Source organism: Micromonospora sp. CMU55-4 (assembly GCF_011602315.1).
Taxonomy (GTDB): Bacteria; Actinomycetota; Actinomycetes; order Mycobacteriales; family Micromonosporaceae; genus Micromonospora; species Micromonospora chalcea.
Window position 1 is genome coordinate 380,985 of the sequence record NZ_JAAOLH010000003.1, and the last position, 14,969, is coordinate 395,953.

Below are 14,969 nucleotides of genomic sequence, written 5' to 3' on the forward strand. Positions count from 1 at the left end.
GCTCCCTTCCGGGTACCGGCACGGACGGCGCCCGGCCACCGAGGAGGACCCAGTGCGCAGATGGACCCGACGGACGCTCGCCGTCCTGGGTGTCGCGGCGGTGGCGCTCGCAGCCACCGTCACCGACGGGGCAGTCGCCCCACGCCCGGCCCGGGCGCTGGACAACGGCGTCGCCCGTACGCCGCCGATGGGGTGGAACACCTGGAACACGTTCGGCTGCAACATCAACGAGACCCTCATCCAGCAGACCGCCGACGCGATCGTCGCCAACGGACTGCGCGACCTCGGGTACAAGTACGTCGTCGTGGACGACTGCTGGTTCAACCCGAACCGGGACGCGCAGGGCAACCTCCAGGCGCACCCGCAGCGGTTTCCCAGCGGGATGAAGGCGCTCGGTGACTACCTGCACGCCCGTGGCCTGCTGTTCGGCATCTACCAGGTGCCGCTGGACAAGACCTGCGCCCAGGTCGGCGGCGCGTTCCCCGGCGCCACCGGCAGCCTCAACCACGAGTACCAGGACGCGCGGCAGTTCGCCGCGTGGGGCGTGGACTACCTCAAGTACGACTGGTGCTCCGGCACCGGGACGATAAACGACCAGGTGGCGCGGTTCGGCATCATGCGCGACGCGCTGGCCTCCACCGGCCGGCCGATCGTCTACAGCATCAACCCCAACAGCTACCACGCCAAGACCGGGCCGCAGCGCAACTGGAGCGACGTGGCGAACCTCTGGCGGACCACCGAGGACATCACCAACGCGTGGAACACCGGCCAGACCAACGGCTACCCGATGGGCATCCAGAACATCGTCGACGTCACGGTGCCCCTGGCCGGGTACGCCGCCCCCGGCGGTTTCAACGACCCGGACATGCTGGAGGTCGGCCGAGGGGGCATGAACGACACCGAGATGCGCAGCCACTTCGCGCTCTGGTCGATGCTGGCGGCGCCGCTGATGATGGGCCACGACGTCCGCTCGGCGAACGCGGCCACACTGGCGATCCTGCGCAACGCCAACCTGGTCGCGATCAACCAGGACACGCTCGGCCGTCAGGCGGTCCAGGTCTCCTTCGACGGCACCCGGCGGGTGCTGGCAAAGCCGCTCGCCAACGGAGACGTGGCGGTCGCCCTGTTCAACCAGGGCAGCTCGACCACCACCGTCTCCACCACGGCGGCGGCGATCGGCAAGAGCGGCAGCTCGTTCACGCTGCGCGACGCCTGGACCGACGCCACCTCCAGCACCAGCGGCACGATCTCCGCCAGCGTGCCCGCGCACGGCACCGTGGTCTACCGGGTCAGCGGCGGCGGCACCACCACCCCGCCACCGGTCCCGACCACGTTCCGGCTGCGCAGCGAGTCGTCCGGCCGGTGCCTGGACGTCGACAACGCCGGCACCGCCAACGGCACCGGCACGCTGATCTGGGACTGCCACAACAACGCCAACCAGCAGTTCACCGCCAACGGGCAGGCGTTGCAGGTGCTCGGCAAGTGCCTGGACGTGCCGACGAACGCGACCGCCGGCACCCGGGTGCAGATCTGGGACTGCAACGGCGGCACCAACCAGCAGTGGACCATCAACGGCAACGGCACGGTGAGCAACGGGCGCTTCCCGTCGCTGTGCCTGGACGTCGACAACGCGGGCACCGCCAACGGCACCCGGGTGATCGTCTGGACCTGCCACGGCAACACCAACCAACGGTGGAGCCGGGCGTGAGCGGCTGCGGCCGGTGAACGGCGGTCGGCCGGACGAAGGGGCGAGCGTCCGGCCGGCCGTCACCGGGCGCCGGCCGCCCGGCGCTTGTTCCAGATGTCGAACGCCACCGCCACGAGCAGGACGAGACCCTTCACCACCGACTGGACGGACTGGTCGACGCCCATGAGCTGCATCCCGTTGCTCATCACCGCCATGATCAGGCCACCCACCATGGCGCCGACCACGGTGCCGACCCCGCCGGTGACCGCCGCGCCGCCGATGAAGGCGGCCGCGATCGCGTCCAGCTCGAACATGTTGCCGGCGGCCGGCTGGGCGCCGTTGGACCGGGACGAGTAGATCACGCCCGCCACGGCGGACAGGAAGCCCATGTTGACGAAGATCCAGAAGTTGACCCGCTTCACCCGGACGCCGGACAGCATCGCCGCGGGCAGGTTGCCGCCGATCGCGTACACCTGCCGGCCGAACACGGTACGGCGGGTGAGCAGGCCGTAGATCAGCACCAGCACGGCCAGCACGATGAGCACGATCGGCAGGCCGCGGGCGTTGGCGAGCTGCCAGGCGAACCACATGACCACGGCGCCGACCACCACGATCCGCAGGACGAACAGCGGGAACGACTCCACTGGCTGCTCGTGGCGCACCCGGGCGACCCGGGTCCGGAACACGGCCACCGCGTACCCGACGACGGCGAACGCGCCGATGAACAGCGTGAAGGCGTCGTAGCCCTCGCCGCCCAGCAGTCCGTTGAGGAAGCCGGCGGCGACCCGCTGGTACTCCTCGGGGAACGGCGACAGCGAGATGTTGTCCAGCACCCGCAGCGTGAGGCCGCGGAACAGGAGCATGCCGGCCAGGGTGACGATGAAGGCCGGGATCCCGGCGTACGCGACCCAGAGGCCGTGCCACGCGCCGACCGCGACGCCCACCGCGAGCGCGGCCAGCACGCCGGCCCACCAGGGCATGCCCTCCCGGATGACGAGCACCGCGGAGACCGCTCCGGTGAGCGCCACCACCGATCCCACGGACAGGTCGATGTGGCCGCCGATGATCACGATGACCATGCCGATCGCGAGCACCAGGATGTAGGAGTACTGGAGCACGATGTTGGTCAGGTTGCCGGGGCTGAGCGAGACACCGTCGGTGAGCACCGCGAACAGCGCGACGATCACCACCAGGGCGATGTAGATGCCGCTCTGCCGCAGGTTGCCGAGGATCAGCGTGCGCGGGTCGCTGGTGCCGGTGTGCAGGCTCGCGGCCGCGCCGGTGTCGGGCGCGGCGACCTTCTGGGGCGTGGGCTTCGTGCTGGTCATCGGACGAGATCCCTGTCCTTGGTCATGAGTTCCATCAGGTTCTCCTGGGTGGCCTCGCGCACCGGCATCTCCCCGGTGATCCGGCCGGCCGCGAGGGTGTAGACGCGGTCGCACATGCCGAGCAGCTCGGGCAGTTCGGAGGAGATGAGGACCACCGCCTTGCCCTCGGCCACCAGCCGGTTGACGATCGTGTAGATCTCGAACTTCGCGCCGACGTCGATGCCCCGGGTCGGCTCGTCGAGGATCAGCACGTCCGGGTCGGTGAACAGCCATTTCGCCAGCACGACCTTCTGCTGGTTGCCGCCGGAGAGCTTGCCCACCACCGACATCACGGTCGGAGCCTTGATGTTCATGTCGCGCCGGCCCCGCTCGGCGACCTGGATCTCCCGGTTGCCGTCGATCCAGCCGTTGCGGGCGAGCTTGTCGAGCGCGGCGGCCGAGATGTTGCCCCGGACGTCGTCGATGAGGTTGAGGCCGTAGTGCTTGCGGTCCTCGGTGGCGTACGCGATGCCGTTGGCGATCGCCTCGGCCACCGTGCGCGCCCGCACCTCGCGGCCCTTGACGTACAGGCGGCCGCTGATGTCGCGGCCGTAGGCGCGGCCGAACACGCTCATGGCCAGCTCGGTGCGCCCGGCGCCCATCAGGCCGGCGATGCCGACGACCTCACCGGCGCGCACGTGCAGCGAGGCCCGGTCGACCACCAGGCGGTCCTGGGTGGGGTGCCGCACCGTCCAGTCCTCGATCCGCAGCACCTCCTCGCCGGGGGTGACGTCGCGGGTCGGGTAGAAGGTGGCCAGGTCGCGCCCGACCATGCCGCGGATGATCCGGTCCTGGGTCGCGCCATCGTCGGCCATGTCTAGCGTCTCGACGGTGCGGCCGTCGCGGATTACGGTGGTCGAGTCGGCGATCGCCGTGATCTCACCGAGCTTGTGCGAGATCATGATGCAGGTGATGCCCTGGTCGCGGAGGCTGCGCATCAGGTCGAGCAGGTGCGCCGAGTCGACGTCGTTGAGCGCCGCTGTGGGCTCGTCGAGGATCAGCAGCCGCACCTTCTTGGACAGCGCCTTGGCGATCTCCACCAGCTGCTGCTTGCCGACGCCCAGCTGGATGACCGGGGTGACCGGGTTCTCGTGCAGCCCGACCGACCGCAGCAGCGCCGCGGCCTCGGCGTTGGTGCGGTGCCAGTCGATGAGCCCGCCGCGGCCCCGGCGCTCGTTGCCGAGGAAGATGTTCTCGGCGATCGACAGGTACGGCACCAGCGCGAGTTCCTGGTGGATGATGACGATGCCGCGCGCTTCGCTGTCCTGGATGCCCCGGAAGCCGACCGGCTCGCCGTCCAAGACGATCTGGCCGTCGTAGCTGCCCGCCGGGTAGACCCCGGACAGCACCTTCATCAGGGTGGACTTGCCGGCGCCGTTCTCGCCGCAGATCGCGTGGATCTCGCCGCGCCGTACGGCGAGCGAGACGTCCTGCAGCGCGGTGACCCCGGGGAAGGTTTTCGTGATGCCACGCATCTCGAGGATGTGGTCGCTCATGGGTATCCGTCCTGCTCGTGGTCGTGGTGTCCGGAGCGGGGCGGGCCCGGTGGCGTACCGCGCCACCGGGCCCGCCGGCCGGATCAGCCTGCTCGGCCGGCGGCGACCTCCTGCTCGGTCAGGTAACCGGAGTCGATCAGGACGGACTTGATGTCCTCCTTGTAGACCGTCTGGACCGGCAGCAGGAACGCGGGCACGACCTTGACGCCGTTGTTGTACGCCTTGGTCTCGTTGGCCTTCGGCTCCTCCTTGCGCAGGAACGCCTCGGCGGCGATCACCGCCTGCTCGGCCAGCAGGCGGGTGTCCTTGAACACGGTGGAGCTCTGCACGCCGTCGTTGATGAGCTTGACGGACGCGACCTCGGCGTCCTGCCCGGTCACCACCGGCATCTTCTTGGCGCCGCCGCGGTAACCGGCGTTCTGCAGGGCGGTGATGATGCCCCGGGAGAGGCCGTCGAAGGGCGACAGCACGCCGTCGACCTTGCTGCCGTCGTTGTAGCTGGAGGTGAGCAGGTCCTCCATCCGCTTCTGCGCGGTCTCCTGCTGCCAGCGCAGGATGGCGGCCTGCTCGATCTTGGTCTGCCCCGACTTGACCTTCAGCGTCCCGGCGTCGAAGTACGGCTTGAGCGTGTCCATCGCGCCGTTGAAGAAGAAGCCGGCGTTGTTGTCGTCGAGCGAGCCGGCGAACAGCTCCACGTTGAACGGGCCGGTCGCGGCGCCCTTGGACCCGTCCTTGTTCAGCAGGCCGAGGCCGACCAGGAGCGCGTTGGCCTGCGCCACGCCCACCTTGTAGTTGTCGAAGCTGACGTAGAAGCTGACGTTGGGGCTGTTACGGATGAGCCGGTCGTAGGAGATGACCGGGATCTTCGCGGCCGCGGCGGCCTGGAGCTGACCGCTGAGCGCGGTGCCGTCGATCGGGGCGATGACCAGCACGTCCGCGCCCTGGGTGATCATCTGGTCGATCTGCTGCGACTGGGTGGGGATGTCGTCCCCGGCGTACTGCAGGTCGACCTTGTAGCCCTTGGCCTGCAACTTCTCCTTCACCGAGTTGCCGTCGGCGATCCACCGTTCCGAGGTCTGGGTCGGCATCGAGACGCCGATCGTCAGGTCGCCGGGCTTGGCGGAGCTGGTGTCCGAGCCGCCTCCGGCGCCCTCGCCGCTGCACGCGGCCAGGCTGATCGCGAGCGCGGCGCCGCTGACTGCGGCCAGGATTCGTCTGCGCACGAGCGTCCTCTCCCCTCCGTGGGCCCCTGTGACACAGGTAACCGTCACGGCGAGTGTTAACGCTCACAAGTTGCCCCGTCAACCAATCGCGCGAAATGTGCATGTCTCTTTCTTGTAACAGAGACGGCGCTCCAGGTAGGACGCGACCGGACGTCGCGGGGGCGGCACGTCGTACCGCCCCCGCGACGCCTGAGCTCAGGAGGCGGAGCAGGTGGGCGTCATGCCCGATCCGCTTCCGTTGCCCTGGAACCCGAACTCGGCACTCTGGCCGGCGCCGAGCTGGCCGTTGTAGTCGACGTTCGTGAACCGCACCGTGCCGCTGTTACCGCTCGCGGTGGCGCTCCAGGTGTTTGTGACGCTCGCGCCGCCCGGCAGCGTCATGGTGACGGTCCATCCCCGGGTGCCCGACGAGCCCGCTGTCACCTTCACGTTGGCGACGAAGCCACCGGTCCAGGAGTTCAGCGTCACCGAGGCCGTACACCCGCCCTGACCCGGCGGTGGCGTGGTCGGATTGTTGGGCGGCGGGGTGGTCGGGTTGTTCGGCGGCGGGGTGGTGGTCGGCGGCGGGTTGTTGGTGCCGGAGTTCAGCGCGTCGAGCACCGCGTTGTACGCCGCCTTCTTGTTGCCTGAACAGTCGAACAGCAGCGCGTTGTCCGAGCCGCGCCACGAGTCGCAGTCCCGCACGCCCCACACCGTGATGCCGGCGCAGCGCGACACCGCCAGGCAGGCCCGGGTGACGGCGGCGTAGATGTTCGCCTGGTTGCCGCCGGTCATCACGTCCAGCTCGGTGATCTGGACCTCCACGCCCAGGTCCGCGAACCGCTGGAGGTTGGCCTGGTAGTCACCGGGGATCGTGGTGCCCAGGTGCGACTGGAAGCCGACGCAGTCGATCGGCACGCCACGCGACTTGAAGTCGCGCACCATGTTGTAGATGCCGGTCGACTTCGCGTTGATGCCGTCGGTGTTGTAGTCGTTGTAGCAGAGCTTCGCGCCCGGGTCGGCGGCGCGGGCGGCCCGGAACGCGGCCTCGATCCAGTCGCTGCCGGTGCGCTGCAGGTTCGAGTCACGGCGCCCGCCGCTGCCGCCGTCGGCGAACGCCTCGTTCACCACGTCCCAGGCGTAGATCTGCCCCCGGAAGTGGGTGGCGACCTGGGTGACGTGATTGATCGCGGCGTTGCGCAGCGCGCTGCCGGACAGACCCTGCGCCCACGACGGCTGCTGCTGGTGCCAGAGCAGCGCGTGCCCGCGCACCGACATCCCGTTCGCGCGGGCGTGGCTGACCAGCCGGTCGCCACCGCTGTAGTTGAACCGCCCCTGCTGCGGCTCGGTGGCGTCCCACTTCATCTCGTTCTCGGCCACCACGGAGTTGAACTCGCGGTTCAGCACCGTGGCGTACGTGTTGTCGGACAGCTTGTTGGTGGCGACCGCGGCGCCGAAGTAACGGCCCTTCTCGGCCGCCGCCGCGCGCAGCGTGGTGCCGGCGCTCGCGGCCGGCGCCAGGGCCACCGCCATGCCGGCGGCGAGCGCGCCGGCCAGGATGCCGGTGGTCAGCAAGGCTCTCTTTCGTCTCATGCGGATTCCTCTTCCGGGGGTTACGCGATGGTGGTGGTGCGACTCCCCCGACTCCGCGTCCGGTGACGGTGTCGGGGTACGACCAGCGCGGCTCGCCCGGTGAGCCTTGCGGCGCTCATGCCCTGCCATCGACTGTGAGCGATAACATCCCCCGGCGTCAACCCCTGGCGCCTACGGATAGACGTCCTCGTGCGCCTTGCGGTAGTCGACGATCTCGTCCAGCCGGCCGGCCGCGGCGTGCGTCACCCAGGCCGGGTTGCCGAGCAGCGCGCGGCCCAGCGCGACCAGGTCGAACTCCCCGTCCGCCAGCCGCGCGGCCAGGCCCGCCACCGACTCCGGGCCGCCCGCGCGCAGGAAGTCCCGGCGCAGCCCGACCGAGCCGACAGTGATCGACGGCAGACCGGTGAGACGCTTCGCCCAGCCGGCCAGGTTCAGCGGCGAGCCGGGGAACGCCGGCTCCCAGAAGCGACGCTGCGAGGCGTGCAGCACGTCCGCGCCGGCCTCGGCGAACGCGCCGAGGATCCGCGCCAGCTCGGCCGGGGTCTCGGCGATCCGCGCGTCGAACGCCCGCTCCTTGAACTGGGAGAACCGCACGATCACCGGCCGGTGTGCCGGGACCTGCTCGCGCACCGCGCGGACCACGGCCGCCGGGAACGCCGCCCGCCGCGCCGGGGAGCCACCGAACGCGTCGGTCCGGCGGTTCGTGTACGGCCACAGGAACTCGTCCAGCAGGTAACCGTGCGCGGCGTGGATCTCGACCGCGTCGAACCCGGCCCGGACCGCCACCCCTGCCGCTTCCGCGTACGCCGCCAGCAGGACGTCCGCGTCGGCGGCGGTCATCGCGTGCGGCGCGGGGCGGCCCGGCTCGCGTACCCCCGAGGGGGTCCACGCCGGAGCGCCGTCCACCGGCTCGCGCAGGCTGCCCAGGTGCCACAGCTGCGCGGCGATCCGGCCGCCGGCGGCGTGCACCGCCTCGACCACGCCGCGCCAGCCGGCCTCGGCCGCGCCGGGAGTCATCCGTGGCACGGTGTCCTCGTGGCCGGCGCTGGGATGGTCCACCAGCACGCCCTCGGTGACGATCAGGCCGACGCCCGCCGCGGCGCGGCGCCGGTAGTACTCGGCCATCTCCGGCGTCGGCACGCCGCCCGGCGCGCGGTTGCGGGTCATCGGCGCCATCACGAAGCGGGACGGCAACGACAGGCCGGCGACGGTGACCGGCTCCAGCAGCGGCGTCACCGGCGATGCGGTGTCCAGAGTCGCGTTCATGACCCGACGCTAGGAGTTGACACCGGTGTCAAGGGCAAGCGCTCAGGCGGCCGGATCCCGGGTGTCCTCGGTCACCGTCATGTCGGCCACCACGTCGTCGAGCACCGCGACGGCGTGCGCGAGCCGTGCCATCTCGGCGGTCATCCGGGCCCGTTCCTCGCGCAGCCGGTCGGTCAGCCACGAGGTGCGGATCTCCGGGTCGGTCACGCAGGGCAGCAGCTCGGCCATCCGGCGGCTGCTCAGCCCGGTGTCGAACAGCCGCTGGATGAGCCGGACCCGGTCCACCGCCGACTCGGCGAAGACCCGCTGGCCGCTCGGCGTGCGCAGGGCGGCGAGCAGGCCCTGCTGCTCGTAGTACCGGATGGACCGGGCGCTGACCCCGGTACGCGCCGACAGCTCCCCGATCCGCATCGCGCCTCCCCGCTCGCCGGACCTCCATCATCGAGCATGCCGCGCCGGTCAGGACAGCAGCTCGACGTACCCGTCGGTGCCGTGCACCCGGATCCGCCCGCCGTCGGGGATCAGCCGGGTCGCGTCCGGCACCGCCACCACCGCGGGCAGGCCGTACTCGCGGGCGATCACCGCGCCGTGGGTCATCAGGCCGCCGATCTCCGTCACCAGTCCGGCGACTGCGACGAACAGCGGCGTCCAGCTCGGGTCGGTGTACGCGGTGACGAGGATGTCGCCCGGCTCCACGTCGGCCCGGGTCAGGTCCGTCACGACCCGCGCCCGCCCCTCGACCACGCCGGCCGAGACCGCCAGCCCGGCCAGGGCGCCCGGCGGCACGTCGTCGCGCCGGTACGAGCCGTCGAGGGCCTCGCCGTCGGAGGTGAGCACCCGGGGCGGGGTGAGCGCCTGATGCGCCCGGAACTCCCCGCGGCGCCGCCGGATCAGCCCGGCGTCGGCCCGCCCGGTGGCCGCGACCTCGCGGAACTCGTCGAAGGTGAGGAAGAAGACGTCCTCCGGACCGGCGAGCACACCGGCGCGCGCCAGCCGGTCCGCCTCGGCCATCAGCGCCTGCTTGTAGACGGCGTAGCGGCTCACGATGTCGTACTTCGGGTACTCGCGGTAGCCGGCGAACGTGCGTACCCGGTCGATCATGCGTTGCGTCTCGGCGGCCTTGCGCTCACCGTCGGGCAGCGCGCGCAGGCGGTCCAGCACCTCCCGGGCCTTCGCCTCGGCCCGCTCCCGGCCCTGGGCGAAGCGGCGCGCGGCGGCGCCCGGGGTGAAGGTGCGGACGTTGTCCAGGATCAGCGGCACGAGCGTGGCCGGGCGCTCGCTCCACCGTGGCCGGGTGATGTCGATCTCGCCGACGCAGCGCATGCCGTACCGGTCCAGGTAGTCCTCGACGGCCGCGCGCGCCTGCGCGCCGCCGGGCAGTTTCGGCAGCTCGTCCAGGAACCCGTCGCCGGCGTGGTCGCGCAGGAACGCCACCACCTCGGGGTACGGCCGGATCACGTCGGCCACGTCGAGCAGCGCCAGCCCCATCTCGGCGGTGACGTTGCCGGGCGCGGACAGCGTGAGCGTGTCGGCGGCGTCGCGTTCGCCGAGCCACTCCCCCAGCTTGTCGTTGAGCCACCAGGCGGCCTGCATCCCGGCCATGATCACCTGGGCGCTCACCGGATCGGTGAGCACCCGCTTGTGCTCGGCGAACGCCTCGATCAGGAAGTCGAATAGCTCCGGTCCGCTGCGGCCCTCGATGTCGCGGCGCAGGGCGGCGAGGGACTCCCGGCTGCGCGCGACGAGGCCGGTGACGATCGCCGGATCGGTGTCGATCGGCGGTGGCGGCCCATCCGCGGGCGGGCCTGCCAGCGCGCTGTTTCAGCCCATCCGGCCCATCAGTTCGATCTCCGCGGTCCGGGAGCGCTCGATCCGGCGGGCCAGCTCGCGTACCCGCTCGCTGGTGCCGGCGGCGACCTGGGCGCGGGCCAGGTCGGCCGCGGTGCGCTGGTGCCGGCTCAGCACGTCGACCAGCACGCGGTCGGCGTCGGCGGGCGCGGCGGCGCGCAGCCGGGCCAGTCCGGCGGCGGCGTCGCTGTGCCCGGAGTGGTCGTGCCGGGCGGCCGCGGCGGCGGCCGACGGCCCGGCGTCGCGCAGCCATTCGCGCATGGTGGCCAGTTCGTCGGTCTCGGTGGCCCGCACGGCGGCGATCAGCGTGCGGATCCGCGTATCGGTGGCGCGGTCGAGACCGAGCCGCACGATCTCCAGCGTCTGCTCGGTGTGGGCCACCATCATGGCCAGGAACAGCGCGTCGATCCCGCTGACCGTGGTGTCCGGGGCCGAGGCCGTGGCGGACGGGACCGGCGGGAACGGATCGGCCGCGGGCGGGCCGCCGCAACCGGCCAGGGTCAGCACCACGCCGAGCAGCGCCGCGGACGCGCGGCGGAGCCGGGGACCGGCCGGCTCCGCCGCGCGGGTACGCGGGCTCAGATCTGCTGCCACAGCGCCGGCACGTTCGGCGGCTCCCAGCCGGCGATGGCGGTGTGCGCCTGGCGGCAGCGGTAGCTGCGGCCGTCGTAGGTGACCGTGTCACCGACCTGGTACGCCCGTCCGGCCGTCCACGTGCCGCCCGGCGCCGGCGTGCTGGTCCGGGTGGGCGTGGGCGAGGGCGCGGGGGTGGTCGGCGCCGCCGTCGGCGTGGGCGACGGGGTCGGGTTGCCGCCACCGCCGCCGATCTGCAGGTCGACGCAGGAGTAGAAGGCGTTGGCGGTGTCGGAGATGTTCCAGATGGCGAGCAGTTTCTGCCGGCCGGAGAAGCCGCCGAGGTTGACCGTGTGCGACACGGTCGCGCCGGGCTGACGGCCACCGCCGTCGACCACGGCGACCCGGGTGCCGCCGATCCAGTACTCCCAGTTGGCGGTGGCGTGGCGGGCGGTGTTGACCCAGGTGAACGTGACGGTGCTGCCGACCGAGGTGGCCGGCCAGTTGCGGCTGTCGTCGTTGAGGACCGCGAACTGGGCGATGCCGGCGTGGCAGCTGCGCAGGCCCTTGGGGCCCTCGACGCTCTGCGGCTCGTACTTGATCTGGCCGCAGTCGGGCACCCGGTTCTGCGCGCACAGCGCCTGGCGGCTGGGCGGCGAGGAGACGTAGCCGTGGGCCTGCGCGGGCGCGGCGAGCGCCAGCGTGCCGGTCACGGCGCCTGCGGTGAGCAGCGGGAGGGTGATTCTTCGACGCATGGCGGCAACTCCTTCGGGGGGAACGGAAGGTGCCCCGAACATAAATTAAACATTGTTTACAGTAAAGACTCCTGTCTATAAATTAAGCCCTGCACTCCCCGACGCCGGGCGTATGATCCTCGCCGATGGCTCGCCGCGCGGAGCCGATCGTCGTTCCTGGGCATCCCGCCGCCGCCAGGCGTCCGGAGGACGACGCAGACCGGGCATCGCCTCGTCGTCCCACTCCCCGGAGGACACCCCCGCATGAGGAGAACCACCGCGTTCGCGGCCAGCCTGCTCCTGCTCGCCACCGCGCTCAGCACCGTCGGCGGACCGGTCGCCGCCGCCGACCCCACCGACCCGGTCACCGTCACCGTGAACACCCGCGCCGGGCTGGCCACGGTCCCGGAGACCGCGCTCGGCGTCAACCACGCCATCTGGGACTCGCAGCTCGGCAGCGCCGAGACGTCCGACCTGCTCAAGGCCGCGGGTGTGAAGATGCTGCGCTACCCCGGCGGCTCGTACGCCGACATCTACCACTGGGAGACGCACACCGCGCCCGGCGGCTACGTCGCGCCGAACACCGACTTCGACACGTTCATGGCCGGCGCCCGCCGCGTCGGCGCCCAGCCGATGATCATCGCGAACTACGGCACCGGCACGCCCGCCGAGGCCGCCGCCTGGGTCCGGTACGCCAACGTCACAAAGGGCTACGGCGCCAAGTGGTGGACCGTCGGGAACGAGAACTACGGCAACGGCCACTACGGCTCGGCCTGGGAGGCCGACGACCACCCGGACAAGAGCGCCGCCCAGTACGCGCGGCTGGTGATCGAGTACGCCGACGCGATGAAGGCGGTCGACCCGAGCATCAAGGTCGGCGCGGTGCTCACCATGCCCGGCAACTGGCCGGACGGGATCACCGCCGGCTCCGACCCGGGCCCGTGGAACCAGACCGTGCTCTCCCTCGCCGGCCCGAAGATCGACTTCGTGGACGTGCACTGGTACCCGGGCGGCAACGCCGCCGACTCGCTGGCCCGGACCAACCACCTGCCCGACGCGGCCTGGCTGCTGCGCCAGCAGATCGCCAGGTACGCCGGCCCCGGCGCGGACCGGATCGGGATCAGCTTCACCGAGCTGAACGTGGACGCCGGCCGCACCACCGCGCCCGGCGCGCTCTTCCTGGCCGACGCCTACAGCGGCCTGCTGGAGCAGGGCGTCTTCACGGTGCAGTGGTGGAACGTGCACAACGGCATCGGCACCGTCTCCGAGGTGGCCGGGCAGACCGACTACGGCGACTTCGGGCTGTTGTCCAGCGGCAACTGCACCAGCGACGGCGAGGTGTGTCAGCCGGCGTTCAACACCCCGTTCGCGCCGTACCACGCGCTGTCCATGATGAACCTGTTCGCCCGGCCCGGTGACCAGCTCGTCCGCGCCGGGACCGACGAGCCGCTGGTCGCCGCGCACGCGGTCCGGAGGCCGGACGGCAGCGTCGCGGTCCTGCTGCTCAACAAGGACCCGGACAACGCCCACCCGGTGGCGCTCGACTACGCCGGTTTCACCCCGGCCGACGAGGCGCCGACAGTGCACACGCTCGCCAACGGCGCGACCGGGATCAGCACCGGCCGCTCGGGCAGCGCCACCGTGCGCACGCTGCCGCCGTACTCGCTGACCACGCTCGTGCTGCGACCGGCCGGCAGCTCGGCCGGGCGGCCCGGCGCCCCGGGCCGGCCGACGGCGGGCGCGGTGACCGACCGTGCGGCGACCATCTCCTGGCCGGCGGCCACGCCGGGCGCGTCCCCGATCGCCAAGTACGAGGTGCACCGGCAGTACGGCGCGGTGAGCGAGCAGCTCGGCGAGACCGCCGGCACGTCGCTCACGGTCGGCAACCTCGAACCGGGCGCCCGCTACACGGTCAACGTGCTCGCCCGGGACACCGCCGGGCGGGTCTCCTGGTCGTCGCCGCCGCTGACCTTCGCCACCGGCAGCCCCGCCGAGAGCTCCTGCGCGGTGCGGTTCAACGACGACAACGACTGGGGCAACGGGTACGTGGCGAACGTCGAGGTGATCAACACCGGCGCGAAGGCCGTCGACGGCTGGACGCTGACCTGGACCTGGCCGACCGACTGGCAGCAGGTGAGCAGCGGGTGGAGCGCCACCTGGGACCAGCAGAGCCGCAACGTCCGGGTGACGCCCACCGCCGACAACCGGCGGCTCGCCGCCGACGGCGGGAGCACGACCGTCGGGTTCGTCGGCGCGTACAGCGGGCCGAACGTGCCGCCGGGCGCGTTCCGCCTCAACGGGACGGTCTGCACGCTGCGCTGACCGGCCCTCAGCCCCGCCCGGGAGGGCGCAGCCGCGCGTCGGCCGCCGCCGGGACCCGCGGGTTCCGGCGGTGGCCGGCGCGGCGCGGCGCCGGCACCACGTGCGGACGCACCGGTCCGGCTGCCTCGACGAGCGCGGGCCGGTCCGGCGCGGGCCGGGGCAGCACGGCCAGGATCGCCACGAGCAGCGCGACCGAGACGAGCCCGTCGAGCCAGTAGTGGTTGCCGGTGACCACCACCACGAGCGCTGTCGCCAGGGGGTGGAGCAGCCAGAGCCAGCGGAGGCGTCCGGTGGTGACCGCCATCAGCGCCAGCGCGATCGCCAGCGCCCAGCCCACGTGCAGCGACGGCATGGCCGCGTACTGGTTGCTGAGCTGGTCGGTGTCGGGCGGTCCGTAGACGCTCGGGCCGAACCGGGTGCCGGTGTCGACCAGACCGGTGAGCTCGGTCAGCCGGGGCGGCGCGAGCGGGACGCACACGTGCAGCACCAGCGCCACCGCGGTCAGCGCCGCCAGGGCGCGCCGCAGCCGCAGGTAGTGGGCCGGGCGGCGCAGCCAGAGCCAGACCAGGCAGAGCACGGTGGCCGGGAAGTGGACGAAGGCGTAGTAGCTGTTCGCCAGCCGCATCAGGATCTCGTGCGACAGCAGCGGCCCCTGCACCGCCGCCTCGGCGGGCAGGCGCAGCAGCCGCTCCAGCCGCCAGATCCACTCGCCGTTGGCGAGCGCCACCTCGGCGTGGTCGGCCACCACCTGCCGGCCCGCCTTGTAGGCGAGGAAGAGCACGGCGACGAGCGCCAGCTCACGCGCGGCCCGCCGCCATGCGGCCAGGCGCGGCGGCGCGGCCCGCGTGATGTCCACGACTCCTCCTTCGGTGCCTCCCGGC

11 protein-coding genes and 1 pseudogene are annotated in these 14,969 nt (G+C 71.9%); 2 read left to right on the top strand and 10 right to left on the bottom strand.

What is annotated here, in order from left to right; all coding sequences use genetic code 11:
- Positions 1-52 precede the first annotated feature (52 nt).
- Positions 53-1,708: a glycoside hydrolase family 27 protein gene (locus tag HA073_RS07865; protein ID WP_113972957.1), complete on the top strand. Its 1,656-nt coding sequence runs from the start codon at positions 53-55 to the stop codon at positions 1,706-1,708.
- A 59-nt stretch (positions 1,709-1,767) separates the two neighbouring features.
- On the opposite strand, the gene mmsB is transcribed toward HA073_RS07865, so the two are convergent.
- The 9 genes and pseudogenes from mmsB to HA073_RS07910 all read right to left on the bottom strand — a co-directional run bounded on the left by mmsB (position 1,768) and on the right by HA073_RS07910 (position 11,787).
- Positions 1,768-3,015 carry a multiple monosaccharide ABC transporter permease gene (gene mmsB / locus HA073_RS07870; RefSeq protein ID WP_043323303.1) on the bottom strand — a complete coding sequence of 416 codons (1,248 nt, stop codon included), beginning with the start codon at positions 3,013-3,015 and terminating at the stop codon, positions 1,768-1,770.
- The gene (gene mmsA, locus HA073_RS07875; RefSeq protein WP_166456020.1) at positions 3,012-4,550 is read right to left on the bottom strand and encodes a multiple monosaccharide ABC transporter ATP-binding protein; all 1,539 of its coding nucleotides are present in this window, start codon (positions 4,548-4,550) and stop codon (positions 3,012-3,014) included. The genes mmsB and mmsA overlap by 4 nt, the downstream gene beginning before the upstream one ends.
- A gap of 83 nt (positions 4,551-4,633) precedes the next feature.
- Entirely contained in the window at positions 4,634-5,773 is a 1,140-nt protein-coding gene (chvE, locus tag HA073_RS07880; protein WP_043323299.1) for a multiple monosaccharide ABC transporter substrate-binding protein, read from the bottom strand.
- A gap of 195 nt (positions 5,774-5,968) precedes the next feature.
- On the bottom strand, positions 5,969-7,345 hold the full coding sequence (locus tag HA073_RS07885; RefSeq protein ID WP_166456021.1) for an endo-1,4-beta-xylanase: 1,377 nt from the start codon (positions 7,343-7,345) through the stop codon (positions 5,969-5,971).
- A 171-nt stretch (positions 7,346-7,516) separates the two neighbouring features.
- Positions 7,517-8,611, bottom strand: a complete 1,095-nt coding sequence (locus HA073_RS07890) for a 12-oxophytodienoate reductase (protein WP_166456022.1) — start codon at positions 8,609-8,611, stop codon at positions 7,517-7,519.
- 42 nt (positions 8,612-8,653) lie between these two features.
- Positions 8,654-9,022, bottom strand: coding sequence for a MerR family transcriptional regulator (locus HA073_RS07895; protein WP_166456023.1), 369 nt, complete (start codon positions 9,020-9,022; stop codon positions 8,654-8,656).
- A gap of 48 nt (positions 9,023-9,070) precedes the next feature.
- Positions 9,071-10,417 (bottom strand): annotated as a pseudogene (locus tag HA073_RS07900) (PEP-utilizing enzyme); the annotation flags it as partial.
- Between the two features lie 15 nt (positions 10,418-10,432).
- Positions 10,433-11,053: a DUF305 domain-containing protein gene (locus tag HA073_RS07905; protein WP_166456024.1), complete on the bottom strand. Its 621-nt coding sequence runs from the start codon at positions 11,051-11,053 to the stop codon at positions 10,433-10,435.
- Positions 11,038-11,787: a lytic polysaccharide monooxygenase gene (locus HA073_RS07910; RefSeq protein WP_043324278.1), complete on the bottom strand. Its 750-nt coding sequence runs from the start codon at positions 11,785-11,787 to the stop codon at positions 11,038-11,040. The genes HA073_RS07905 and HA073_RS07910 overlap by 16 nt, the downstream gene beginning before the upstream one ends.
- Positions 11,788-12,030: 243 nt before the next feature.
- Between HA073_RS07910 and HA073_RS07915 the strand changes: the two genes are divergently transcribed.
- Positions 12,031-14,088, top strand: coding sequence for a cellulose binding domain-containing protein (locus tag HA073_RS07915; protein ID WP_166456025.1), 2,058 nt, complete (start codon positions 12,031-12,033; stop codon positions 14,086-14,088).
- Positions 14,089-14,095: 7 nt separating this feature from the next.
- On the opposite strand, the gene HA073_RS07920 is transcribed toward HA073_RS07915, so the two are convergent.
- The gene (locus HA073_RS07920) at positions 14,096-14,944 is read right to left on the bottom strand and encodes a phosphatase PAP2 family protein (protein WP_166456026.1); all 849 of its coding nucleotides are present in this window, start codon (positions 14,942-14,944) and stop codon (positions 14,096-14,098) included.
- Between the last annotated feature and the right edge of the window lie 25 nt (positions 14,945-14,969).